The organism is Polynucleobacter necessarius (assembly GCF_900095195.1).
GTDB classification, from domain to species: Bacteria; Pseudomonadota; Gammaproteobacteria; order Burkholderiales; family Burkholderiaceae; genus Polynucleobacter; species Polynucleobacter necessarius_G.
The window spans coordinates 661312-685854 of sequence record NZ_LT606950.1; the positions used below are offsets into that span (position 1 = coordinate 661312).

The following is a 24543-nucleotide window of genomic DNA, read 5'->3' on the forward strand; positions in this document are numbered from 1 at the left end:
TCCTTGAAATATTTTGGGGCGCTTAGCTCAGTTGGTAGAGCGTCTGCCTTACACGCAGAATGTCGGGAGTTCGAGCCTCTCAGCGCCCACCAAATATTTATATTTTAGCCTGTTCTGGCACCCATGCATATTTCTCAATTCAGTACCTAGTAAACTGATAGTTACTCGTTTTACTGTACATTTTTAGCGACCTATTCATGTTTGATACTGTTCGTAAGCATCAAAAATTACTTCAGTTAGTGCTGATGTTGTTTATTGTTCCTTCATTTGTAATGTTTGGTATCTCGAGTTATTCAGGGTTTATGGATAAAGAGACCGATTTGGTGAAGGTGAACGGCAAGCCGATTACTGCTCAAGAAGTTGATAACGCAGCAAAGCGTCAGGCGGAGCCTGTTGGTGGCAACAGGCAAATTGCGCAGAGCTTGCAATTTCGCCAAGCTATTTTGAACGAATTATTGCAGCAACGTATTTTAGGTTTCGCCGTCACCAATCTTCGTTTGCAAGTTGGCAAGGACGCATTAATTAAGAGTCTGCAGGGTATTCCACAAATACGAGCTTTATATCGCCAAGATGGTAGTTTTGACGACGCTCGATTCAAGCAATTGCTTGCAAGCAATGGTCTGAACGAAGAGCAGTTTTATGCCAGCCAGGCTTTTGATTTAAAGATCGGCCAATTGGTGAACTCCGTAGCGCGTACTGAGATTGGTACACCTAAGTTATCTGAGATCGTGTCTACCCTGTATGAGACAGAGCGCCAGGTTCAAGCGCTCAGTTTTAATGCCAAGGATTACTTGGGTAAAGTCAATCCTAGCCCAGAGGAATTACAAGCTTTTTACAACGCAAACACCAAACTGTTTGAAAGCCCCGAATTTATCGATGTTGAATACATCGTTTTAAAGGCAGATCCTAAAGAAGACGCCAAGGCTTTTAGTGAAAAAGCGGATCAATTTGCTAACATGACCTACGATCAGTCTGATAGCTTGAAGCCTGCAGCTGATAAATTAAAGCTGAGTATTCAGACGCAAAATGGTGTGACTCGCTCGGGCCCTGTAGGTGTATCGCGCGATCACCCGTTGGCTAACCCCAAAGTAGTTCAATCACTTTTTGGTGATGAAGCACTGAAAAATAAACGCAACACTGAGGCAGTCCAAACAGTGCCTGGAGTATTTGTTTCCGCTCGTGTTGTGACGTTGCACCCCGCGCAAATTCTTCCTTATAAAGATGTGGCAGCAGAAGTTAAGCGTCAAGTCAGCCAACGTGCCGCTGAAAAATTGGCAGTCGCGGCTGCCGCTGAACGCTATGCTGCTTTGGAAAAGGATCCCAAAAGCGTCTCTGGATTTGCCAGTCCATTTTGGGTCTCACGCAATAAGCCTGCGAATCTTGTAGGTCCCGCATTAGATGATGTTATGTCGGTAAATCCTGATAAGTTTCCGGCGATCATTTCTGTGAATAATCCGGGGGTTGGCACTACCCTGTATCGCGTTGATCAGGTACGTCAACCATCTGGTGTGGATGCAAAAGTTCACAAAGCCCAAGCCCAGCAGATTCAAGCCTTAGCTGCTCAATCCGAGTTTGCTGGTTTCATGTCTTGCTGGCGCGATGCAGCCGGCGTCAAAGATATTAATCCCCTTAAGCCACCGTCTAGTGGCTCCGGCGGCTAAAGCACACTGGGATTATTTGAGTAGTGAATAATATGGGGCCTTGCGCCCCATACGTTTTTATAAAGAATGACTTGAGCTGCTTCATTCAAAAATCTTTTTTAGTTGCTACTCCGGAGAGAAAGAATGGTAGGAGCTCTACGCCTTCTTGACTGGCAAGTTTTACAAAGAGTTCCTTGAATTGTTTGGTATATTGCTGACCATAATTAGGCGGGATTTGCATACCCAATAGCAAGACTTTGGCCCCAGTTTGTTTTGACAGCACAATCATTTTGCGAAGATTTTGCTCAGTTTGTTCAATCGATAATCCTCGTAGCGCATCGTTAGCTCCAAGTTCTAAAAGAACGATGCCAGGCTTCTTGGTCTCCAATAACGAGGGAAGTCTGGCAAAGCCCCCAGAGCTTGTCTCGCCGCTAATGCTGGCGTTGAAAACGGTCCAGGGGCTAGATTGTTTTTGGAGTTGAGCCTCGAGAAGCTTTACCCAGCCTTGCACGATACTGGCGCCTCCGGATCGGGTAAGAGTACTTTGTTAGGTTTATTGGCTGGACTGGATCTTCCCAATGCTGGAAGTGTTGCTTTAATGGGTCAAGACTTAAATGTGTTGACTGAAGATGGTAGAGCTCAGTTGCGGGGGCGGTATATCAGTTTTGTGTTTCAGTCCTTTCAGCTGCTGTCGTATTATTTAACGGCCTTAGAGTGTGGCACGAGAACACCTCGTTACTCTCGCTTTGATCGGGACGATAAGGGAGGAGGGCAGATGTTCTTCTCAGAAAAGCCAGACTTTACGCCCACCATTCTTCCGGGTACACAAGATTGATTCAGCTTGATGTTTCAGCTAGCATCCCTATTAAACGGTGATAGCAAAATGGATCCAGCCGGTGTTATTCGATCTATACCTGTTGTGGATTACAACTCCCTAGAGAACTGGCAATTTAAGAGTTATGGCGAAGCCTTAAATGGAGGATATTCCCAGTATGGGCGTTACGTAGATCGCCATTACGCACTCATGCAACGTGAAAATGATCCCTATATGGTTAGCCAAAGACTTGGAATGGTTTCCTGGCAGAATTCGCTCGCTAGAGTCTAACGGTTCACTCAATTTGTAATCTCCATAGCCTACGGTCGTATACATTTCGCCGGCAAAGTAAAAAGCAGGTTGAGATCAACATGACCCAAATCTGACTGTTGCCCATGTCGCATTAATCTCATTAAAGAGTGTTAGAAAGCTGGGTAGGTCAGCGCTTTGAAAGAGGCTAAACATGGTGGTGGTATTCGTATTCTTACAAAAATATCTTATTTGACATAATAATGATTATATGCATCCAGGGTTTTTGATAATATCGATTACCGAAAATCCATGCGCATTCCGCATGCGAATATCAGCGCCGTTGTCTAAAAGAAATAAGGCAATTTAGTTGATGCACACCTAACGCTTTTGCATACTCAATAGCCTTGGAAACGCCCGTCCGAAACTCCTCCTTGCGATCCGGTAGGCAGGCAATGCCGCGCTCACCAGCATACCAATCACCACGATCTAAGAATTTAAATAAGTAGGTGTAGTTAATCTCGCCAGTACCAGGGTGACAAGAAAATTCGTGACTTATTAAAAAATACCTCCCTTAAGTCTGAGTAGCTAAAGCCTTTCGCTATTTTCTAGAATTATTTGGTCTTCGGTTTTGGGGCACTTTGATACAAAGGCTGAACTGCTGGCATTAATTCCGTAAGTTGTTCAATACGTGTGTCCCCAGAAGGATGGGTTGATAAGAACTCCATTGTTCCTTTACCCTGAGTAATCTTATTCATCTTTTGCCAAATGCTAATTGCTGCTTGAGGGTTGTACCCCGAGCGAGCGGCAAGTTCAACGCCAATTGCATCTGCTTCGGATTCATTTTGTCGTGAATTTGGCAGCACCAAAATATACTGCGCCGCCTGATTGGCGGCACTGATGGCTGAACCATAAGATCCTGCAGCTGCCATAGCAATATTGGTCACTGCACTTTGTGCCATGGCTTGTGACAAGCGTTCACGACCATGCTCACGCAGGGCATGGGCAATTTCATGGCCCATGATGGCAGCAATTTCATCATCTGTTAAATTCAATTGCTCTATGATGCCGGTGTAGAAGGTAATCTTTCCGCCTGGTGCACAGGTAGCATTCAAGATAGGGGCATTAATTAAAACGAGTTGCCAATTCCACTGTCTTGTATCATCCCGAAAGGTGCCAGTCTGGGCAATTAGATGATTGGATATCATCTTCAGACGGTCATACTCTGGCCCAGAAGTAATGAGTACCCCTTTTTCTTTAGCCTTTTGATTTTGCTCGTTGTAGCCAATGGCTGAAAGTCGATCTACTTCAGCAGCGGAAACGACTAGAAACTGAGAGCGATTGACCCCGACAACTCCAGACCGCGTTGTATTGGCGCAGGCTGAGAGGAGGGAGATAAGAGCAATGCTGAAGAATAACTTACTCCAAACCGATTTGTACTGCATTTAGTCGGATTGCTTATTTCTTAGGAGGGGCGATAGAAGCAGCCATGGCATCGTAATAAATCACTTTCACTTGCTCGCCCACTTTGACATCGGCCAATAGAGTAGGGTTCTTTACGGTCACCGTGGTGATCTTTCCACTTGGACCTTTAACGGAAACCAGTTTTTTATCGCGATTTACTTCAACGATATCTGCAATGATCGTTGTTTTATTTGCAATGGTTTCGGCAGGCTTTTCATTTGCCTTAGAGCTAGTTACTGTGTTGGATTCCACTTTTGAGCGAACACCATCACTTTTCGATTTAATCAATTCAATGGCAACAGCCAACTCATAGGTTACGCTTAATTGGTCACCTTTTTTGATTTGATCAAAGTTTTTGATTTCAGGGCCAGCCACAAACTTCGATTCACCCTCTTTGTTTTTGAACGTAATGGTGCGAGTTTTTTTATCGACCTTAACGACTGAGCCCTCGTAAAGCTGGTAGGTGTTATCAACCACTGCTGCATCAATCACGGTCGGCTTATTTTCATTCTTTGGTGTTTGCGCTACAACATGAGATGAAGAGAGAAAAATTGCCGTAGCTGCCAATACGATCTGTGTGAGTTTGGTATTCATTATTTTCCTTGGTTGATGACGGATATCGAAATTCAATATTAGCGTATTTTTATTGGCGCCCCCATGAAAATGGACCATATTTCTGTATCTGAAGAAAAGGGACTGATTTGTTAAGATGCTCCATTCATTTTTAATAACCTTGGAAGGTTTCGAGTGCCTCAATTTGCCGATGCTTTTTACTGAGGTGCCTTTTTAGAGCGCTTTGAAAAAGCACATCATGTTGCGTCGTATTTAAAAAAAAAGAAACCAGGAATATCGTAAAAATTAATGGGCTCGATTAATAAACACAAATTAGCCCTCTCCAATTCTGCTGCCGCATAGCGTAGATTCTCCGCTTGAGCAGCCATCATCAATGGCGTTGTGCCGTTTGGGCTACGAGAATTAAGTGCCCCGCCATAATGGCCTCCATAATACCTGAAGCTGAAGTGCATACCGCACACAATCCAGAAATGCAATAGAAGGTTTATCTGGAAACATCACCATTCTACTCCCCGGGTTAAATGGTGGTGGCCTTGAGCTTGGACAATTGCCAAATTTTTTGAATGCTAATGGCTTCGAAACAATAGCTCCTCAGATCGATGGCCATCTTATTTAAAATCAAAAAGCCTCCATATGGAGGCTTTTACATTGAAATTTGGCGGAACGGACGGGACTCGAACCCGCGACCCTCTGCGTGACAGGCAGATATTCTAACCAACTGAACTACCGCTCCAAATTACCACTCAACTACTACCTAAGCTACAGCCAAAAAGTTTGGCGTCCCCAGGGGGATTCGAACCCCCGTACTCACCGTGAAAGGGTGATGTCCTAGGCCTCTAGACGATGGGGACCTAGCAACTACTCTGCTTTGAAATCTTGGTGGAGATAAGCGGGATCGAACCGCTGACCTCTTGCATGCCATGCAAGCGCTCTCCCATCTGAGCTATACCCCCGAAATCTCGCAATAAAACCACAAGACCATCAAAACAATCCGAGATTTTAGCCTATTTTTGTGCAACTGCGCAAATTCGCTACTGGACGACCTTGGAGAGCCGATTTAGCGCCTCTTCTTTACCCAGAACAACCAGAACAGAATCAATCGCTGGAGCCTGGGTGGTTGCAAATAATGCATAACGAACCGGCATCGCCAAGGCTGGCATTTTCAATTGGTGCTGTGATAAAACTTGTTTAAAGGCCGCACCATACCCTTCTTTTGTTTCAGGCGCTTCCCGAATTGCCTCAATTAAATCAATAAAAGCTGGAACCACTGCTGCAGGTATATTTGCATCGATTTGTTCTTTGCTTAAGTCCGGAGGTGGCAAATAAAAAAGTTTTGCACCCTCAGCAATTTCAATCAGTGTATTGGCGCGATCTTTTAGTAAAGCCACAACCTCAACAAAATTTGGACCTGATTCTGTATTGATACCCAGCTCATGTGCAAACGGTTTAGTTGCCTCTGCTAGCTGAACAGGATCCGCCTGTTGAATGTACTGATGATTTAACCAAAGTAATTTTTCAGGATTGTGTTGTGCTGGCGATCGCCCCAAACTATCCAAATCAAACCAATTTACAAATTGTTCTTTGGTAAACACTTCTGCATCGCCGTGAGACCAACCCAGGCGTGCCAAGTAGTTCAAGATGGCTTCAGGCAAATACCCTGCTTTTTGGTAGTCGCGCACGCTCATGGCACCATTGCGCTTACTCATCTTTTCGCCAGAGTCATTCAGCACGGTAGGTAAATGAGCGTAAACCGGGGGTGCCCCACCTAAAGCGCGCATGATATTGATTTGGCGCGGGGTGTTATTGACATGGTCATTGCCTCGAATAACGTGGGTGATGTTCATATCCAAGTCGTCCACTACAACGCAAAAATTGTAGGTTGGCGTACCATCAGGACGCGCAATGATGAGGTCATCTAATTCGTCATTGGAGATTTCAATTCGCCCCTTAACCGCATCTTCCCAAACAACGGAACCGCCGATCGGATTCTTGAAGCGAATCACGGGTTGAATACCCTCCGGAATGGGTGGCATAGTCTTTCCCGGCTCAGGCCTCCATAAGCCGTTATATCGGGGCTTCTCTTTATTGGCCATTTGTTGATCGCGTAAATGATTCAACTCATCTTCGCTCATGTAGCAGGGATAAGCCAAGCCATCATCCAACATCTGCTTGATCACTTCACGATAGCGATCAATCCGCTGCATTTGGTAGATTGGACCCTCATCAATATCCAACCCTAACCAAGCCATGCCTTCAATAATGACGTCGACCGCTTCTTGAGTGGATCGCTCTAAATCGGTGTCTTCAATCCTCAGTATGAAGTCGCCCCTATTGTGGCGCGCGAATGCCCAGGGATAGAGGGCGCTACGAAGATTTCCCAAATGAATAAAGCCCGTGGGACTGGGGGCGAAACGAGTACGAATATGCATAGACGCTATTATCTCAGGTCAGCCAAATAGACGGAAAATTCAAAAGAGTGGATACTTTGACCTATGAATGAATTACTTGTTTTTATGTGCGATGGAGCCCCGGTACGCGGGGAAATCGTCTCCATTGGTTCCGCATGGCAGGCTTAGAGCGGCGTAACGACCCCCTGCAATTCGTCGAATATTTGATGGAACGCTCATTATTCAAGCCCAAAGTAAAGGCCCAATTCAGTTGCTTGTGGTGGAATGCACTTCCGACCTTTCCATGCGTGCAACTGTCAAGCTCAATGCCAAAGTTTCCGAAATTGCAAATGATGCACAACCCCTCGGTGAGTTATTGGATGCAAGTAATGCAACTTGATACTCGGATTTGGCTTGCTTCGAACGATTCCAACGTAGGCGGCCTATTGCTTCAACGATTACCCAACTCTGGTGGTCATGCAAACCTAGATCCAGCAGTTGCTGCAGAAGGATGGTCTCGCATCCAGATGTTAGGCGAAACCATCACGAATGATGAGCTACTGACCTTATCTCCAGACACTATATTGCGCGCTTATTCTTAGAAGAATCCACCGAGAATGGTGTGCGTAGCTTCCCGGCCCGCCAAATTCGATTTGCTTGCCGATGCTCGCGCACGAAAAGTAGCAGATGTTCTTCGCATGCTTAGTGAGGAGGAGGTCCAAAGCATTCTTGCCGAACAAGGCGCCGTTGAAACGATTTGCGATTTTTGTTCAAAGCCGTATCGCTTTAATGCAGTGGACTGCCTTCAGGTCTTCAAAACAGATTTACTGAGTGATGCTACACGGCCGCCTTCAAGCGGCCATTAAAAATCTATTGTTTTGTCGGCTGAGCCGCTGATGATTTATCGGCAGGCAAGATTTGAACGAAGAATTCACCTTCTTTAATAAGACCATGCTCAACCCGAGCTCGCTCTTCGATGGCTCGGGTGCCATCTTTCAAGTCTTTAACATCACCTGCAATCTTGGCATTGCGCAGAGCCAAGAGGCTATTCTTAGCCTCTTGCAGCTCAACTTGCTTTTCCATCTCATACACCTTCAGCCAACCACCCTTACCCAGCCATAGCGGGTACTGAATTGCAATGAGCAATACCAGCATAGAGTAGATGACTATTCGCATAGATACGTATTAGCGTTTTAAGTTGTAGAAAACGGATTTACCTGGATAGGTTGCAACATCACCCAAATCTTCTTCGATGCGCAGTAGCTGGTTGTACTTTGCAATACGATCAGAGCGCGATAATGAACCGGTCTTAATTTGGCCAGCATTAGTGCCAACAGCAATATCCGCAATAGTGCCGTCTTCTGTCTCGCCGGAGCGATGAGAAATGACCGCGGTGTAATTAGTCCGCCTTGCCATCTCGATCGCGGCGAATGTCTCCGTCAACGTGCCAATCTGATTTATCTTAATCAGAATGGAATTAGCGATACCCTTTTCAATACCTTCTTTGAGAATCCGTGTATTAGTTACAAAGAGATCGTCACCAACTAACTGAATCTTGTTCCCGAGCTTTTGAGTGATGTCAGCCCAACCGTCCCAATCACTTTCATGCATGCCATCCTCGATCGATACGATCGGAAATTGATCGGCCAAATTGCCCAAATAATCTGAGAATTCACTAGACGACAATTGTAGGCCTTCACCAGATAAATGGTATTTGCCATCCTTGTAGAACTCACTAGCGGCACAGTCGATCGCTAACAGAACATCTTCACCTGCTTGGTAACCAGCACCCTCAATGGCCTTCATAATGGTTTGCAAACATTCGTGATTGCTTTTGAAGTTTGGCGCAAAACCACCTTCATCACCCACTGTTGTTGGCATACCTTGAGAGCCAATAATCTCTTTGAGCTCGTGGAAAATTTCAGCACCACAACGTAATGCGTCACGGAAGCTCTCCGCACCAACTGGCATCACCATAAACTCTTGAATATCCAGGCTATTATTTGCGTGCGCGCCACCATTAACAATATTCATCATGGGGACTGGCAACTGCATGCCACCTGATCCGCCGAAATAGCGGTATAACGGCAACCCAGCCTCCTCCGCAGCTGCCCGTGCCACGGCCATGGAAACCGCCAGAGTGGCATTTGCACCAAGGCGTGCTTTGTTATGAGTGCCATCTAAGTCGATGAGGGTCTTATCTAAAAACACTTGCTCACTGGCATCCAAGCCAAGAATAGTTTCTGCGATTTCGACATTAATGTTTTGAACTGCTTTCAAGACACCCTTTCCGAGGTAACGTGCCTTATCACCATCCCGCAATTCAATTGCTTCGCGCGAGCCAGTAGATGCACCCGATGGAACTGCTGCACGCCCCATCACTCCAGACTCGAGCAATACGTCACACTCTACAGTCGGGTTTCCGCGCGAATCTAAAACTTCCCTGCCGATGATGTCAACAATGGCGCTCATGCACCTTCTCCTTGAAATGGGTTTATTCAATCAATATTGAAATTACTTAAAACTATTCTCTAAATACGTTGGGCCAGATTTCACGACAGTATCAATTGCAACTAAAGAGCTCAATAGCTCCTTCATACGATTCAACGGAACAGCATTGGGGCCATCTGATGGGGCTTTTGCCGGGTCCGGGTGAGTTTCCATAAATAGCCCACCAATTCCCACTGCTACTGCCGCTCTAGCAAGCACGGGAACGAATTCACGTTGGCCACCGCTGGAAGAGCCTTGTCCACCAGGCAATTGCACGGAATGGGTTGCATCAAACACCACAGGGGCTTGGGATTCACGCAAAATAGCCAAACTACGCATATCAGAAACTAAATTGTTATAGCCAAAAGAAGCGCCACGTTCGCAAACCATGAATTGATCGGGAAGATTTTTTTCTTTCGCAGCAGATCTTGCCTTCTCAACAACATTAAGCATTTCATGCGGAGACAAAAACTGACCCTTTTTAAAATTCACAGGCTTACCGCTTTGCGCGCAAGCACGAATAAAATCGGTTTGTCGACACAAGAAAGCGGGTGTTTGCAACACATCAACCACTTGAGCTACCGGTGCAATCTCACTGATGTCATGCACATCCGTTAATGCTGGAACGCCAACCTGTTTTTTAACTTTTGCCAGAATTTCAAGCCCCTTCTCCATTCCTAAACCACGATATGAGGAACCTGAAGAGCGATTGGCCTTATCAAATGAAGACTTGTAGATAAACGGGATTTTTAAAGCAGCGGTGATTTCCTTGAGCTCGCCAGCGATATCAATAGCAGACTGTTCTGACTCGATGACACAAGGGCCAGCGATTAAAAAGAAACGCTGGTCTAGGCCAATATCGAAACCGCAAAGCTGAAATGTGCTCATGAGATTCCTTTAGGCGCCCTGCTTTAGGGCTGCATCTTGATGAGTCAGGGCCGCATTAATGAATGCCGAAAATAATGGGTGTCCATCACGTGGTGTCGATGTGAATTCTGGATGGAACTGGACGCCAAAGAACCAAGGATGCATCGACTCAGGGAGCTCCATCATTTCTGGCAGCGATTCATTCGGAGTTCTAGCGGAAATAATTAATCCGGACTGCTCCAATTTAGGCACATACGTATTATTTACCTCATAGCGATGACGATGACGCTCGTTGACTTCAGAACCATAAATTCGGTTAGCAAGCGTTCCTGATTTGACCGAACAACGTTGAGAACCTAAGCGCATAGTGCCGCCGAGATCTGATTTATTGGTTCGTTTCTCAACGCGGCCTTCACGATCAAGCCATTCCATAATCAATGCCACTACAGGGCTATCGGTTTCAGGATCAAATTCAGTACTATTCGCTTTTGCAATGTTGGCAACATGACGCGCAAACTCAATTACAGCCAATTGCATACCAAAGCAAATGCCTAAATAAGGAACATGATTTTCTCGGGCATAACGAATGGCAGCAATTTTGCCTTCGGTGCCTCGCTTACCAAATCCACCGGGAACCAGGATGGCATCCAGCTTTTTAAGGCAATCTACCCCATCTTTTTCAATAATCTCAGAATCGATGTAATTAATATTGACATGGGTATGGGTGTGAATCCCTGCATGGCGCAATGCTTCAATCAACGATTTATAGGACTCAGTCAATTCCACATATTTACCGACCATACCAATGGTCACTTCATGTTTAGGATTGGCTAACTCATAAACCAATTTCGCCCAGACAGATAAATCTGCAGGTTTTGCATTGATTTGCAAATCGCGACAAATTAAATCATCCATACCTTGCGCATGAAGCATTTCTGGAATTTTGTAAATCGTATCCACATCCCATACAGAGATTACGGCCTCTTCACGCACATTTGAGAACAGCGATATCTTGGCGCGCTCATCATCGGGGATTGGTCTGTCAGCACGGCATAGCAACACAGTTGGCATAATGCCAATTTCACGCAATTTCTGAACAGAGTGCTGAGTGGGTTTTGTTTTCAACTCGCCAGCGCTGCTGATATAGGGAACGAGCGTCAAATGAACAAAGGCGCAGCTGTGCATCGGAAGGCGAATGCTCATCTGGCGGGCGGCCTCTAGAAATGGCAGCGACTCAATGTCGCCTACAGTACCGCCGATTTCACAGATGGCAATATCCGCCTTACCGTCGTGACTTGCTTTAGCACCACGCTCAATGAATGCTTGAATCTCATTGGTAATGTGCGGAATAACTTGAACGGTTTTTCCGAGATATTCACCACGACGCTCTTTACTGATGACGGATTCATAAATTTGACCCGTAGTAAAGTTATTGCTTTTGCGCATCTTAGCTGATACAAAACGCTCATAGTGACCCAAATCCAGATCGGTTTCAGCGCCATCTTCAGTAACAAAAACTTCGCCGTGTTGCAAAGGGCTCATTGTCCCTGGGTCAACGTTGATATAGGGGTCTAATTTTAGGGGGGTGACTTTCAGGCCGCGGGATTCAAGAATCGCGGCAAGCGAGGCAGCTGCGATCCCTTTCCCTAAAGAAGAAACCACGCCACCAGTGACAAAAACGTATTTAGTCATCGCTTAAGCTCTGTTGGAAAAAATAATTATAACGATTGCCATTGCGATTTTCATAAAACCAAAGCTCATCGGGCCTTTTTTCTATGCCGAAGTGATATTTTATATCCTCCAGGGCCCTTTTATTGGTCTTTCGAACTTCTGCTGCCTTAAACTTTGATGTGCTTAGGGTTTAGACTCTTATATAAGACTTAAATTTGTAACTATAATGGCCAAATTAGGGTGAAAATCCCAAAATAACTTACCTTTTGTCGCCATAACCCCATAGGAAACGCTATGTTAGATGCCTATAACGCCCAAGTTGTTGAACGTGCCAAGCTTGGCATTCCAGCCCCCCCTCTGACTAAAGATCAGACCGCGGAATTAGTGAAATTGTTAAAGAGTCCTCCTGCTGGCAAAGAAGCCGAATTACTCGAACTGATTACCAATCGCGTACCAGCGGGCGTTGATGAGGCAGCAAAGGTAAAAGCTGAATTTTTAGATTCCGTAGCGAAAGGTACTGACAAATCCCCGCTAATTTCACGCATCAAAGCGACCGAACTTCTCGGCACTATGCTTGGTGGTTACACCATTAAACCATTGGTTGAATTACTTTCAGATTCAGAATGTGGGTCCGTTGCTGCCGAAGCCCTAAAGAAAACGTTATTGATGTTCGATTACTTTAATGACGTCAATGAGCTTGCAGAAAAAGGTAACGAAAATGCAAAAGCCGTAATGAAGAGTTGGGCTGATGCAGAATGGTTTACGAGTCGTCTTGCTGTCCCAGAGAGTATGAAATTAACCGTATTTAAGGTGACTGGGGAAACAAATACAGATGATCTATCTCCCGCCCCAGATGCGTGGAGCCGTCCTGACATCCCGCTGCATGCAACCATCATGCTTAAAAATCCTCGTCCTGGAATTGAGCCAGATGAGCCAGGCGTTCGTGGCCCAATCAAACAAATCGCAGCTTTGAAGCAAAAAGGGAAGCAGATTGCTTATGTTGGAGATGTTGTAGGCACTGGCTCTTCACGCAAATCAGCCACAAATTCCGTATTATGGTGGACTGGCGAAGACATTCCTTTTGTACCAAACAAACGGTTTGGAGGCGTGTGTCTTGGAGGCAATATTGCGCCAATCTTCTTTAATACCATGGAAGATTCAGGTGCCCTCCCAATTGAACTAGACGTATTCCAAATGAACATGGGCGACGAAATTGAATTGCGCCCATACGAAGGCAAGGTGATAAAGAATGGTCAAGAAATCGCCAGCTTTTCTTTAAAGTCTCCCGTTATTTTGGATGAAGTACGTGCAGGCGGACGGATTCCGCTAATCATTGGACGGGGTTTGACTGCCAAGGCTCGTGCAGCACTTGGTCTACCTGCATCTACAGAATTCTGCCTCCCTGTTAGCCCTCCTGACAACAAAAATGGCTTCAGTTTGGCGCAAAAAATTGTTGGTCGCGCCTGTGGTCTGCCAGAGGGGCAAGGTGTACGCCCTGGGACCTACTGCGAGCCACGCATGACAACCGTTGGGTCACAAGACGCTACCGGTCCTATGACTCGCGATGAATTAAAAAATCTCGCCTGCCTTGGATTCTCGTCTGACTTGGTAATGCAATCCTTTTGCCATACATCCGCTTACCCCAAACCAGTAGACATTCGCACTCAACATGAGTTGCCACTATTCATGACAAACCGTGGCGGCGTTGCTTTGCGTCCAGGCGATGGCGTTATTCATAGCTGGTTAAACCGCCTTTTATTGCCTGATACCTGTGGAACTGGTGGTGATAGCCACACACGTTTCCCAATCGGCATTTCCTTCCCTGCAGGATCGGGACTAGTTGCCTTTGCGGCTGCCACTGGCGTCATGCCATTGGATATGCCTGAGTCAGTATTAGTGCGGTTCAAAGGTAAATTGCAGCCTGGTATTACATTGCGCGATCTAGTAAATGCTATTCCGTTATATGCCATCAAGAAGGGTCTTTTGACGGTTGAGAAACAAGGTAAGAAAAATATCTTCTCTGGAAGAATTTTAGAGATCGAAGGTTTACCAGACTTAAAAGTTGAGCAGGCATTTGAGTTATCAGATGCCTCAGCTGAGCGCTCTGCAGGGGGTTGCACTGTTCATCTCAATAAAGAGCCAATCATTGAATATATGCAATCAAACATTGCATTGATGAAATGGATGATTGCCAATGGCTATGAAGATAAACGTACCCTTGGTCGTCGCATCAAAGCTATGGAGGCATGGATTGCAAACCCGCAACTCCTAAAAGCTGATGAGAATGCAGACTATGCAGAAATCATTGAAATTAATATCGATGAGATCAAGGAGCCAATCCTTGCCTGCCCAAATGATCCAGATGATGTCAAGGTACTTTCCGAAGTTGCTGGCGATAAGATTGACGAGGTCTTTATTGGCTCCTGCATGACAAATATTGGCCACTTCCGTGCGGCTGGCCAAGTCCTGCAAGGCAAAAAAGATATGCCAACCCGACTCTGGGTGGCACCTCCAACAAAGATGGATGCAATGGTTCTGATGGAGGAAGGTTATTACGGCATGTTAGGTGCTGCGGGCGCTCGCATGGAAAGTCCGGGCTGTTCTTTGTGCATGGGAAATCAAGCACAAATTCGCAAAGGCTCCACCGCTGTATCAACCTCCACACGTAACTTCCCTAATCGCTTGGGGATTGATACTAGAGTGTATTTAGCCTCCGCTGAATTGGCGTCTGTTGCAGCTTTATTGGGACGCCTCCCTACTCCAAGCGAGTATTTAGAGCAGGTGAAGGCACTAGATTCCAAGGCTGGTGACGTATACAAATACATGAGCTTTGATAAGATCAAATCATTTAGTGAAGTTGCGGATACCGTTACTGTGTAATTGATGTTTTTAGCCCCGTATTCACAATGCGGGGACTTGAGATAGAAAAGGCGATCTTTTGATCGCCTTTTTCTTTACCTGAATTTAGATCGACAATCGCTCTTCTTGTCGTGCATTTGCTTGCCTTAACCCAGTAGACCATGAGTCTGTCAGTAGACCTGTCTTGACAGCAATCACCTTTGCACGTTTGACCACCTCACTCCAATCAACTTCTAATGCTGGACCTTTAAAAGCAATCGCCACAACATTGCAATCGTGTGATTCAGGAAAAAGCAACACCCTGTTATTGAACGCCTCACAGATATTCCGAAGATTGACGTCGAAACTTTTATGGCGTGAAAAGAGATTCACAGTCATCACACCAGGTCCTTTGAGGATGTTGTAACAGCCCTGGTAAAAATCCAAAGAGCTTGCGGCAGGACCATCACAAATTGCGTCATAGAGATCAACTTGTACAGCAGCAAATTGCTCATTATTTGTTTTGGATTTAACGAATGCTTTCGCATCCTCCTGAAGTGTTTCGAGCCTACGATCATCATCTGGAGTTAAAAACATCGACCTTGCTGCAACGATAACAGCAGGATTGAGCTCAACAACGGTAGTTTTGACTGCAGGACAATGACGATGTTGAAATTTCGCTAAGGCACCAGTACCAAGACCCAATTGAGCAATACGCATGCCTGGTCTCGTCTCCAAAAAAAGGATCCAGGCCATCATTTGCTGGTTGTATTCGAGATAAATTTCATCGGGGTCGCGGATGCGCATTGCCCCTTGTATTAAATCTGTCCCGAAATGCAGGTAGCGTACGCCACCAATTTCGGAAAAGGTTACCGGCTCCATCAGCATGAATTAGCGAATATTAATTCGTCCAACGACGTGCATTACGGAACAATCGTAGCCAAGGGCTTGCTCCATCCGGGGTCTCCAACCACTCTGGTGGACACCAACTCATCTGCACGGCGCGGAAGACGCGTTCAGGATGCGGCATCATTACGGTAAAGCGACCGTCTGGTGTGGTAACTCCCGTTAGACCGCCAGGAGAGCCATTCGGATTCATTGGATAGACTTCTGTTGGATTGCCTTGATGATCAACAAAGCGTAAAGCGGCTAGCTCTTGCTGAGTGATGCTCTCCAAATTGCCTTGCTGACTAAAGTTAGCAAAACCTTCACCGTGCGCAATAGCAATAGGTAACTGACTACCCTCCATGCCTTGGGTAAATATAGATGGTGATTTAAGAACTTCCGCCATCACTAAACGCGCTTCGTATTGCTCAGATTGATTGCGCGTAAATTTTGGCCAAGCATCTGCACCCGGAATAATGCTTGCAAGGTTACTCATCATTTGGCAACCATTACATACCCCTAGCGCAGAGCTATCTTGCCGGTTAAAAAATTTTGAGAACTGATCGCGCAGTCGTTGGTTGAACAGAATAGTTTTCGCCCAGCCCTCACCTGCACCCAACACATCACCGTAACTAAAACCGCCACAGGCGATTAAGCCTCGGAAATCTTCTAACCTCGCTTTACCGCTTAGTAAGTCCGACATATGGACGTCATAACTGTCAAAGCCCGCCCAATTAACTGCGTATGCCATCTCCACGTGAGAGTTAACGCCCTGCTCACGCAATATAGCTACTTTAGGGCGTGCACCCTTGGAAATAAAAGGTGCTGCAATATCTTCAGCCACATCAAAGGTTAATTTGGGTGACATCCCTGGATCGGCAAGATGATCCAATAACGCAAACTCAGAATCAGCGCAGGCCGGATTATCACGCAACCTCGCAATTTGATAACTGGTATTGGTCCACATCTTCTGCAGGACTTCGCGAGGCTCAGCAAAAATATTCTTCGCATCGCGCCAAATTTCGATGCGCCCATTGGTGTTGGGTTTACCAATAACATGACTATATGCACTTAATCCCAGTTTCCGAAGTACCCCAAAAACTGCATCGCGATCTGCTCTGCGCGCCTGAATGACAGCACCCAGCTCTTCGTTAAAAAGTGCGCGCATAGTTTGTTCATGGCGACGACCAGATACTTGTTGAGCCCAGTTCTTGGCGTCACCATAATCTGGCTCTTGGTCTTTATCAACCGCAATCATGTCCACATTCAAAGAGACGCCAGCGTGGGATGCGAATGCCATTTCGGCAACGCAAGCCAAGAGACCGCCATCAGAGCGATCATGATATGCCAATAGCATATTGGCTTTACGCAACTCAATGATCGCCGCCGCCAATGCTTTGAGATCCTCAGGATGATCTAAATCTGGAGCGGATTGGCCAGACTGATTAAGAACTTGGGCCAAGATGCTACCAGCCATGCGATTCTTGCCACGACCCAAATCAATCAGAATTAATTCCGATTCCAGCGGGGATCCTTCTTGATTTTTGAGCTTCAGTAACGGCGTGCTCGTCTTTCGAGCATCTTGAACCGATGCAAATGCAGAAATAATCAAGGAGACGGGTGCAACTACCTTCTTGGCGTCATTACCCTGCTTCCATTCGGTTGCCATAGAGAGAGAATCTTTGCCCACTGGAATAGAAATACCTAATGCGGGGCATAGCTCCACACCAACGGCTTTTACAGAGTCATAGAGTTTTGCATCCTCTCCAGGCGCGCCACAGGCAGCCATCCAGTTTGCTGAAAGCTTGACATCTTCTAAGCGACGAATATCGGCTGCTAATAAATTGGTAATGGCTTCACCAACTGCCATGCGAGCTGCTGCTGGTGCGTCCATCACTGCAACGGGAGTGCGTTCACCCATTGTCATGACTTCGCCGCGGTAACCCCTGTAATCCATCATGGTCACAGCACAGTCAGCTACGGGCACTTGCCACGGCCCGACAAATTGATCGCGTGCATTTAGGCCGCCAACTGTTCGATCTCCAATGGTGATCAAAAAGGATTTGCTCGCGACAGTAGGCTGTTGTAATACCCAAGCAATGGATTGCGCTAAATCTGCATCTGCTACATCTAATTCGTCAAACTTCTGAGTTACCCGCTGAACATTGCGATGCATGCGTGGTGGTTTACCAAGCAATACTTCCATTGGCATATCGATGGGTAAAGCAGCATCGGAATCTACAAATTGCTTAGAATCGAGAAGTTGTAGCTGACGCTCGGTCGTAGCCTCACCGACAACCGCAAATGGGCAACGCTCGCGCTCGCAAAATGTTGCAAACAATTCAAGATCCTTAGCATCAATGGCGAGTACATAGCGCTCTTGCGATTCGTTGCACCAAATCTCCGCAGGACTCATGCCGCTCTCTTCAAGAGGTACGCTTCGCAACTTAAACTTTGCACCTAAGCCAGCGCCATCAGCTAGCTCTGGGAAGGCGTTCGACAACCCCCCCGCTCCCACATCATGGATCGAAACAATCGGATTATTTTCCCCGAGTGCACGACAAGCATTAATTACTTCTTGTGCACGATGCTCCATTTCAGGGTTACCACGTTGAACCGAATCAAAATCCAAGTCCGCCGTGTTGGTTCCAGTTGCTACTGAACTACCAGTGGCACCACCCATACCGATGCGCATACCAGGACCGCCAAGTTGAATCAGCAAGTGCCCGGACTGAATTGCCTTCTTTTGCGTATGAATGGAATCAATACTGCCAATACCACCGGCAATCATGATGGGCTTGTGATAGCCACGACGTATACCGTCTAATGTCTGTTCAAAAACCCGGAAATAGCCCCCAAGTATGGGGCGACCAAACTCATTATTGAATGCAGCGCCGCCTAATGGGCCGTCAATCATAATTTGCAACGGCGTAGCAATCCTCTCGGGCTTGCCATATTGTTCTTGCTCCCATGGCAAATCGGTACCAGGGAGATTCAGATTGGATACCGAGAAACCGGTCAAACCTGCTTTTGGGCGCCCACCAATACCCGTTGCACCTTCATCTCGAATCTCGCCGCCAGCGCCTGTCGAAGCGCCGGGAAATGGTGCAATGGCAGTTGGGTGATTATGGGTCTCCACCTTCATCAGCGTATGTATTAAGCGAGTATCTTTTTCGTACCGATGATCTGCGCCTTGAGGAACCCAAGTTTCAGTCTCGCAGCCCTCCATGACTGCGGAGTTGTCAGAATAGGCAACTATCGTACCTTCCGGTTGCAATTGATGAGTATTGCGAATCATGGCAAAAAGGGAGCGTTCCTGATTATCGCCATCAATTGTCCAGCTAGAGTTAAAAATCTTATGGCGGCAATGCTCGCTGTTGGCTTGCGCAAACATAATTAGTTCAACATCGCTGGGATTACGATTTAAGCGTGTAAAGCTATCTGTCAGGTAACTAACCTCATCCTCAGATAGAGCCAGGCCCAGCTCTTGGTTAGCCCGATCTAAAGCCGCTCTACCCTGAGAGAGGACTGGTATGCGTTTTAGCGGGCGATCGTCGATGGTTTGATAGGGCGCATTCGCAGATTCCGGTGAATCAATAACAGCCTCAGTCATTCGATCATGCAAAGCGGCAAGAACCTGCTCGACTTGATTCGTATCAAGCGCCTTTTTAGCTTTCCAGGAAAATTGAACACCCCGCTCAATTCTAAGAACTTGTAAACCACATTGTTGTGCAATATCAGTAGCTTTACTAGCCCACGGAGAAACCGTTCCTAAACGGGGAATAACTATTGCCCCCTGAATATCTGTTGAACTACCCTTACCAATTCCACACCACGCTTTACCATCATGAAGTTTTGACTGAAATGGCTGACCATATGTCAGCAAGCTCACTAGAACCTCTTGGTCGTTCACATCTAACGGTTTTTCGGACCAGATGAAATGAAGGTATTGAGCCTCGATCGATTCGATCGTGATACCTTGTGCTGCTAATGTGGCTAAAAGTCGCTGTTGGCGGAACGGGGAAAGCGCATCAGCGCCAGGTAAAAATTGGTAAAAAGACATCCCTAGATTATAAGGTTTAGCTTAGGCCAGGCGACCCGCCATGAAGGTGAATTTGGCGCTCACAACGGGAGCTTGAACCAACACCGCGTTGATCTGCACTGCCGCCCTGCTCACTTGTCGTTGCTTTATCGATTTCGCCTGTTGAGGAAGTTTTCTGCGATGCCTGTTGCTTTGGGCTTTTCGAAATTTGAATTTTTTGAGGTGGCTCAGCCTTTATCTCCGTTCGGATAATTAAGTCATCTGGGATCTCCGGAGCACTTCCAAATGAAATAAATGGCAATCCAAAAAAAACACAAAATGCCCAACCAGGGATAGCAGTAAAGCGACAAGAATAATCCGCAGCGAATTTGTGCGAAATGATTGAAGTCTACTTAACTGCACAAGAATGCTTTATCGGGAAAAACGGTCAAGAAGTCTACTATCTTTTGGTAGGTTCGCTGCAAGAAAATCCATTTGGTCGGCTAGGATATTTCGGCCTCTAAGGATCATATCCTCATATAGACTGGGCATGTACGGCGTATATAACAGGCCCATGCCCGCTTGTTCTGGAGTGCGATTTCCTTTTCGTTGATTGCAAGGTCGACAAGAGATCACCAAATTCATCCAGGAATATTTTCCACCCCGACTATTGGGAATAATATGTTCTGCCTCTGCATGGTTTTCATGAATCGCAGAACCACAATAGGCACAAAGACCGCGATCACGCTTAAAGAGTTTGTGCTTCGTAATGACTGGGACGACATCGAAGAGATTGACCTTAGAAGTGCCTTTGACGGCAATAATGGAGTGCAACTCAATAATCGATTGCAATCCACTGGCACGTGAAATGCCGCCGCGCATTCGGATGATTGGATCGCCCAACGTCCAGAGCACACTGCTGTCGGCATAATGTTTGGTGGCTTCTTCAGCATGAACCCAACCCTGGGGAATTCCACCAGCGTCTAATTTCAAGATGCTCAGCACAATCTCTCCTTTCTAGGACTATCCATGGATAGCACCGTTTAAAAGATATTACCCAAGATGTCCGCCCCCAATCAATAAATGGGCGCATGGGGGTTTACGACTGGGAGATAAATTCCAAAACCCGTGAGAGATGATCTGCGTAGTCGGCAATACCATGGTCGCTACCCTCCAGTACCAATTGATTAGCGCCAGGATAAAAAGCGACCATCTCTTGCCAGTCAAGCAACTCATCCCCCTTTGCAGCCATTAAGAAATAGCGTTCGGGCTTAGTGATGGCTCCAACTTGGAGACTCTTGAGTTGATCAATATATTCATGACGAAAATCAAATGGCTCATCACTATCGTAGGCGGTCATCATGCCTACATGTGGAGCAAGCTCTCTGGCGGCTCGAACGGCGGGGTTTAAAACAACAGCTTTACAACCGTATTTTTCTGCCAAATAGTTTGCATAAAAACTGCCAAGTGATGATCCAATTACCACAATTCGATCAGCGTTTGATTCATCAATATATGCAGTAACCATATCCATGCTCTCTTTGGGAGATGCTAGCAACTGAGGGCAATACCATTCGAACGAATTTACTGGAGAGGAAAGCCCTTTCACAGCTTCACCAGTCATCACCGCTTTGCTCGAACGTGGCGATGATCGAAAACCGTGGAGATAAACTAAAAGGGTCTTTGTCATAGATAGCCTATCACCATGGCTGTCTTGTGCGGTTGCTGTATTGGGCAAGGGGACGCCCAACGCTCTGACGCTATTAAGTGCCAAGTTCAAATCTTTTCAGTATAACTCGATCCGAAAGCCGGGGTCAAATGTTCGCTTGACCATGCATTAGAGGTGTTTCACCATATTTCTTATACTCTTCAGTCACCTTGGCGGACTTATCTCGAATGGCAATCACCAGCATTGGATCACCTTTGGCATCCACTGATCCACTGCGTTGGGATTAACGCCAGCAGCAATCAAGGATTTCACCTCTGAGACATCATCAAAGCGTGCTGCTTTGGCAAAGTCCGCAATTTGACTTATTTATAACCCTATCTATTTGAAAACATTGGTAAAAATTACTTGATGTTGTATTTGCCAATTCCTCAATGGATACGCCTTTGAGGTTGGCGATAAATTCACCTACTTTGGCAACCCAAGCCGGCTCATTGGTTTTTCCACGAAAAGGAATGGGTGTAAGGTACGGTGAATCGGTCTCTATGAGTAAGCGGTCTAATGGAATCTGCTTGCAGGTTTCCTGAAGGTCTTTAGCACTCTTGAACGTCACTATGCCTGAAAAGGAGATATAAAAGCCCATATCCATCGCTTGACGGGCAACATCCAGGCTTTCCGTAAAGCAATGCATTACACCGCCGATTCTTTCTGCACCCTCCTCCTTAAGAATTCGGATGGTGTCTTCAGAGGCCGAGCGGGTATGAATAATTAAAGGCTTCTTAGCCTCCAGTGCGACCCGGATATGTGTTCGAAATCGATCCCGTTGCCACTCCAAGGACTCATAACTGCGATCGCTCATGCGGTAGTAATCCAGACCTGTTTCACCTATAGCAATGATCTTGGAATATTGATTGGCTGTATCGACTAAAAATTCGACGGTGGGCTCGGGGGTATCTTCATAGTCTGGATGAACACCAATGGAGGCGTACAAATGTGGATGCTCTTGGGCAAGTCGGAGGACGTTTGGAAAATCAGGAATATCGACTGATACACAAAGAGCATGACTGACATTGGCTGATTTCATATTCGCCAAGACTTCCGGCAGACGTGCTTGGAATTCTGGGAAATCGAGATGGCAATGGGAGTCTATAAACATAAGCCCATTTTAGTCTGCCTTCCCTGGAATCAGTGCTGGCTAGCCCTCAAAAACCTGCTGGTATTGAGATAACAAGGCTTCCATTTGAATGCGGCTGGCAAGGGGATGGTTCTCAGACCGCCTTGCCTGTATTAACGACTTCCAAAATGCCAAAAGCTTTTGTGCTCGTGCCGCCAGGGCCAAGCCTTGTAGTGTGGCTAGATGTTTTGGGTAGTAACGCGGTTCGCCGCCCTGAGAAACTGCTTGTATATCCGAAACCCAGCGTTGCATGGTCGCTAATAAATAACCAATTGGCGCTTTATGAACCTTCTCTGTAGTTTCTAGCCATGCAATGCGACCTCCTTGCGCCATAGCTTGCAACAAAATTCGTGAGGCGGCAATAGAGAGGGTTAACTCATCTTTCTCATCTTGATGATGGCGCGCGATGATGGAGTCCAAAACTGCATACGGCGCCCCACCCTGCTCGTCATAAATGGTTTCGATGTCAGAATCTTTGATCTTTAGCCCAGCAATAGACAGGAGTTGGCTCTTGAGCCAAGCTAATCCTTGAATTCGATCTGGTCTAGGAGCTGCTAGCAGGCGGCAGCGGGATCGAATAGTTGGCAATACACGGTCTATACGGTCAGCAAGAAGAATAAATACCGTGCTGGCTGGTGGCTCTTCTAAAGATTTCAACAGAGTATTAGCCGAGTCAGGGCGCAACAATTCCAACGGGTAAATCAGGATGACGCGCATTCCGCCACGGTGTGAGCCAATGGATAGACCCTCAATTGCGCTACGGGTTTCTTCTATTGAGATGGTTTTCTTTTCCTTCTTCTCGCTAGTCTCACCATTAGAATCGTCACGCGTAGACTTTGATCGCTTGATAACGTCCTCGTTTCCAAATTTGGCTTGGGGCAAAAATTTTCGATGTGTCTCGGGTACTAGAGCAATGAAGTCTGGGTGGTTGCCAGCGCTAAACCAATGACACGCTTCGCGGTGATCACAGGGTTTCGGTTGATCAGTCGTTTCACAGAGTAGTGCTTTTGAAAGTTCAACTGCGAAGGAAAACTTTCCAATACCGGCTTGTCCATGCAACAAGATAGCGTGCGGCAACTTCGTAAAATCAAGAGCATCCCATATTGGCTGAAGCCAGGGCGCCACCCTACTCTTGTTTTCTACTGGAAACATGAAATCGCTCATTTACAACTGAATTTGGAGTGTTTGCAAGCCATTCCAAATGTCTTCGGGGGTTTTGGTGGCATCAACAATGTGAAAGCGTTTTGGGTTTTCATGAGCGCGCCTTAAATATTCTTGGCGAACTTTTTCAAAAAAATCCAAATTCATTTTTTCGAATTTATCGGGTGCGCGCACTTTAGAGCGACGTTCCTCAGCAACTTTTCCTGGTAGATCAAATAGTATGGTCAGATTCGGTTGCAGTAGCGTTCCGTCTGGGCGCGCTTGAATCCATTGCTCTAGGTCATTCAGTTTTGCAACACTTAATCCTCTGCCACCGCCCTGATAGGCGAAGCTGGCATCTGTGAAGCGATCGGAAACAACAATCTTTCCCGCCTGCAGAGCCGGCTCAATCACCTGCGTAATGTGCTCCTGGCGAGCTGCAAACATTAAAAGCGCTTCCGTTTCTAAGTTCATTGGGGTGTTAAGCAATAAATTGCGTAACTGCTCACCCAAAGGTGTGCCTCCAGGTTCGCGTGTAATGACAACCTCTTTATTGGGATAGCGCTCCTGCATTAGCTTGCAAAATGCATCGATGTGCGTACTTTTGCCGGCGCCATCAATGCCTTCAAAACTGATGAAATATCCTGGATGTGGTGAGGTCATA

At 46.4% G+C, this 24543-nt stretch carries 18 protein-coding genes, 4 tRNA genes and 4 pseudogenes; 6 read left to right on the top strand and 20 right to left on the bottom strand.

What is annotated here, in order from left to right; genetic code table 11:
- Positions 1-16: 16 nt before the first annotated feature.
- Positions 17-92: transfer RNA gene (locus BQ1619_RS03735), tRNA-Val, on the top strand.
- A gap of 105 nt (positions 93-197) precedes the next feature.
- Entirely contained in the window at positions 198-1661 is a 1464-nt protein-coding gene (locus BQ1619_RS03740) for a peptidylprolyl isomerase (RefSeq protein ID WP_114662328.1), read from the top strand.
- A gap of 85 nt (positions 1662-1746) precedes the next feature.
- Here BQ1619_RS03740 and BQ1619_RS03745 read toward each other — a convergent pair whose 3' ends face one another.
- Positions 1747-2151 carry an arylesterase gene (locus BQ1619_RS03745; RefSeq protein ID WP_197711855.1) on the bottom strand — a complete coding sequence of 135 codons (405 nt, stop codon included), beginning with the start codon at positions 2149-2151 and terminating at the stop codon, positions 1747-1749.
- Between BQ1619_RS03745 and BQ1619_RS09680 the strand changes: the two are divergent.
- Both BQ1619_RS09680 and BQ1619_RS03755 read left to right on the top strand, forming a co-directional pair.
- A pseudogene (locus BQ1619_RS09680) lies at positions 2107-2355 on the top strand (ATP-binding cassette domain-containing protein); the annotation flags it as partial. The gene BQ1619_RS03745 and the pseudogene BQ1619_RS09680 overlap by 45 nt on opposite strands.
- Positions 2356-2481: 126 nt before the next feature.
- Positions 2482-2745: a hypothetical protein gene (locus BQ1619_RS03755; RefSeq protein ID WP_162784588.1), complete on the top strand. Its 264-nt coding sequence runs from the start codon at positions 2482-2484 to the stop codon at positions 2743-2745.
- A 316-nt stretch (positions 2746-3061) separates the two neighbouring features.
- On the opposite strand, the pseudogene BQ1619_RS09685 reads toward BQ1619_RS03755, so the two are convergent.
- The 8 genes and pseudogenes from BQ1619_RS09685 to gltX all read right to left on the bottom strand — a co-directional run.
- Positions 3062-3196 (bottom strand): annotated as a pseudogene (locus tag BQ1619_RS09685) (hydroxypyruvate isomerase); the annotation flags it as partial.
- 121 nt (positions 3197-3317) lie between these two features.
- The gene (locus BQ1619_RS03765) at positions 3318-4148 is read right to left on the bottom strand and encodes a M48 family metallopeptidase (RefSeq protein ID WP_114662333.1); all 831 of its coding nucleotides are present in this window, start codon (positions 4146-4148) and stop codon (positions 3318-3320) included.
- Positions 4149-4161: 13 nt separating this feature from the next.
- On the bottom strand, positions 4162-4761 hold the full coding sequence (locus BQ1619_RS03770) for a hypothetical protein (RefSeq protein WP_114662334.1): 600 nt from the start codon (positions 4759-4761) through the stop codon (positions 4162-4164).
- A gap of 242 nt (positions 4762-5003) precedes the next feature.
- A pseudogene (locus BQ1619_RS09075) lies at positions 5004-5108 on the bottom strand (hydroxypyruvate isomerase); the annotation flags it as partial.
- Between the two features lie 288 nt (positions 5109-5396).
- Positions 5397-5473, bottom strand: a tRNA-Asp gene (locus BQ1619_RS03780).
- Between the two features lie 42 nt (positions 5474-5515).
- Positions 5516-5591 (bottom strand) — tRNA-Glu (locus BQ1619_RS03785).
- 26 nt (positions 5592-5617) lie between these two features.
- Positions 5618-5693 (bottom strand) — tRNA-Ala (locus BQ1619_RS03790).
- Positions 5694-5771: 78 nt separating this feature from the next.
- Complete coding sequence (gene gltX / locus BQ1619_RS03795; RefSeq protein ID WP_114662335.1) at positions 5772-7169, bottom strand: glutamate--tRNA ligase; 1398 nt, start codon at positions 7167-7169, stop codon at positions 5772-5774.
- A gap of 347 nt (positions 7170-7516) precedes the next feature.
- Here gltX and BQ1619_RS03800 point away from each other — a divergent pair.
- Positions 7517-7993: pseudogene (locus BQ1619_RS03800) on the top strand (Hsp33 family molecular chaperone HslO).
- Positions 7994-7997: 4 nt separating this feature from the next.
- Here the strand turns inward: BQ1619_RS03800 and ftsB are convergent.
- The 4 genes from ftsB to BQ1619_RS03820 are packed head-to-tail and all read right to left on the bottom strand — an operon-like array spanning position 7998 to position 12176.
- Positions 7998-8303, bottom strand: coding sequence for a cell division protein FtsB (gene ftsB, locus BQ1619_RS03805; protein WP_114662336.1), 306 nt, complete (start codon positions 8301-8303; stop codon positions 7998-8000).
- Positions 8304-8312: 9 nt separating this feature from the next.
- Positions 8313-9599, bottom strand: coding sequence for a phosphopyruvate hydratase (gene eno / locus BQ1619_RS03810; RefSeq protein WP_114662337.1), 1287 nt, complete (start codon positions 9597-9599; stop codon positions 8313-8315).
- A 42-nt stretch (positions 9600-9641) separates the two neighbouring features.
- Positions 9642-10505, bottom strand: coding sequence for a 3-deoxy-8-phosphooctulonate synthase (kdsA, locus tag BQ1619_RS03815; protein WP_114662338.1), 864 nt, complete (start codon positions 10503-10505; stop codon positions 9642-9644).
- A gap of 9 nt (positions 10506-10514) precedes the next feature.
- On the bottom strand, positions 10515-12176 hold the full coding sequence (locus tag BQ1619_RS03820; RefSeq protein WP_114662339.1) for a CTP synthase: 1662 nt from the start codon (positions 12174-12176) through the stop codon (positions 10515-10517).
- Between the two features lie 273 nt (positions 12177-12449).
- Here BQ1619_RS03820 and BQ1619_RS03825 point away from each other — a divergent pair, with 273 nt between their 5' ends.
- Entirely contained in the window at positions 12450-15035 is a 2586-nt protein-coding gene (locus tag BQ1619_RS03825; RefSeq protein WP_114662341.1) for a bifunctional aconitate hydratase 2/2-methylisocitrate dehydratase, read from the top strand.
- 84 nt (positions 15036-15119) lie between these two features.
- Here BQ1619_RS03825 and BQ1619_RS03830 read toward each other — a convergent pair whose 3' ends face one another.
- The 7 genes from BQ1619_RS03830 to tmk all read right to left on the bottom strand — a co-directional run bounded on the left by BQ1619_RS03830 (position 15120) and on the right by tmk (position 24542).
- Entirely contained in the window at positions 15120-15875 is a 756-nt protein-coding gene (locus BQ1619_RS03830) for a spermine/spermidine synthase domain-containing protein (protein ID WP_114663501.1), read from the bottom strand.
- Between the two features lie 19 nt (positions 15876-15894).
- Positions 15895-19941 carry a phosphoribosylformylglycinamidine synthase gene (purL, locus tag BQ1619_RS03835; RefSeq protein WP_114662343.1) on the bottom strand — a complete coding sequence of 1349 codons (4047 nt, stop codon included), beginning with the start codon at positions 19939-19941 and terminating at the stop codon, positions 15895-15897.
- A gap of 390 nt (positions 19942-20331) precedes the next feature.
- On the bottom strand, positions 20332-20904 hold the full coding sequence (locus BQ1619_RS03845) for an HNH endonuclease (protein WP_415065959.1): 573 nt from the start codon (positions 20902-20904) through the stop codon (positions 20332-20334).
- Between the two features lie 94 nt (positions 20905-20998).
- Positions 20999-21589: a YqiA/YcfP family alpha/beta fold hydrolase gene (locus BQ1619_RS03850; protein WP_114663504.1), complete on the bottom strand. Its 591-nt coding sequence runs from the start codon at positions 21587-21589 to the stop codon at positions 20999-21001.
- Positions 21590-21893: 304 nt separating this feature from the next.
- Positions 21894-22721 carry a TatD family hydrolase gene (locus BQ1619_RS03855; RefSeq protein WP_114662347.1) on the bottom strand — a complete coding sequence of 276 codons (828 nt, stop codon included), beginning with the start codon at positions 22719-22721 and terminating at the stop codon, positions 21894-21896.
- 39 nt (positions 22722-22760) lie between these two features.
- The gene (locus BQ1619_RS03860; RefSeq protein WP_114662349.1) at positions 22761-23903 is read right to left on the bottom strand and encodes a DNA polymerase III subunit delta'; all 1143 of its coding nucleotides are present in this window, start codon (positions 23901-23903) and stop codon (positions 22761-22763) included.
- Positions 23904-24542, bottom strand: coding sequence for a dTMP kinase (gene tmk / locus BQ1619_RS03865; protein WP_114662351.1), 639 nt, complete (start codon positions 24540-24542; stop codon positions 23904-23906).
- Between the last annotated feature and the right edge of the window lies 1 nt (position 24543).

Coding starts and splice junctions, on each gene's coding strand:
- BQ1619_RS03740 (WP_114662328.1), top strand. CDS start 198: ATGTTTGATACTGTTCGTAAGCATCAAAAATTACTTCAGTTAGTGCTG.
- BQ1619_RS03765 (WP_114662333.1), bottom strand. CDS start 4,148: ATGCAGTACAAATCGGTTTGGAGTAAGTTATTCTTCAGCATTGCTCTT.
- BQ1619_RS03770 (WP_114662334.1), bottom strand. CDS start 4,761: ATGAATACCAAACTCACACAGATCGTATTGGCAGCTACGGCAATTTTT.
- gltX (WP_114662335.1), bottom strand. CDS start 7,169: ATGCATATTCGTACTCGTTTCGCCCCCAGTCCCACGGGCTTTATTCAT.
- ftsB (WP_114662336.1), bottom strand. CDS start 8,303: ATGCGAATAGTCATCTACTCTATGCTGGTATTGCTCATTGCAATTCAG.
- eno (WP_114662337.1), bottom strand. CDS start 9,599: ATGAGCGCCATTGTTGACATCATCGGCAGGGAAGTTTTAGATTCGCGC.
- kdsA (WP_114662338.1), bottom strand. CDS start 10,505: ATGAGCACATTTCAGCTTTGCGGTTTCGATATTGGCCTAGACCAGCGT.
- BQ1619_RS03820 (WP_114662339.1), bottom strand. CDS start 12,176: ATGACTAAATACGTTTTTGTCACTGGTGGCGTGGTTTCTTCTTTAGGG.
- BQ1619_RS03825 (WP_114662341.1), top strand. CDS start 12,450: ATGTTAGATGCCTATAACGCCCAAGTTGTTGAACGTGCCAAGCTTGGC.
- BQ1619_RS03830 (WP_114663501.1), bottom strand. CDS start 15,875: ATGGAGCCGGTAACCTTTTCCGAAATTGGTGGCGTACGCTACCTGCAT.
- purL (WP_114662343.1), bottom strand. CDS start 19,941: ATGTCTTTTTACCAATTTTTACCTGGCGCTGATGCGCTTTCCCCGTTC.
- BQ1619_RS03850 (WP_114663504.1), bottom strand. CDS start 21,589: ATGACAAAGACCCTTTTAGTTTATCTCCACGGTTTTCGATCATCGCCA.
- BQ1619_RS03855 (WP_114662347.1), bottom strand. CDS start 22,721: ATGTTTATAGACTCCCATTGCCATCTCGATTTCCCAGAATTCCAAGCA.
- BQ1619_RS03860 (WP_114662349.1), bottom strand. CDS start 23,903: ATGAGCGATTTCATGTTTCCAGTAGAAAACAAGAGTAGGGTGGCGCCC.
- tmk (WP_114662351.1), bottom strand. CDS start 24,542: ATGACCTCACCACATCCAGGATATTTCATCAGTTTTGAAGGCATTGAT.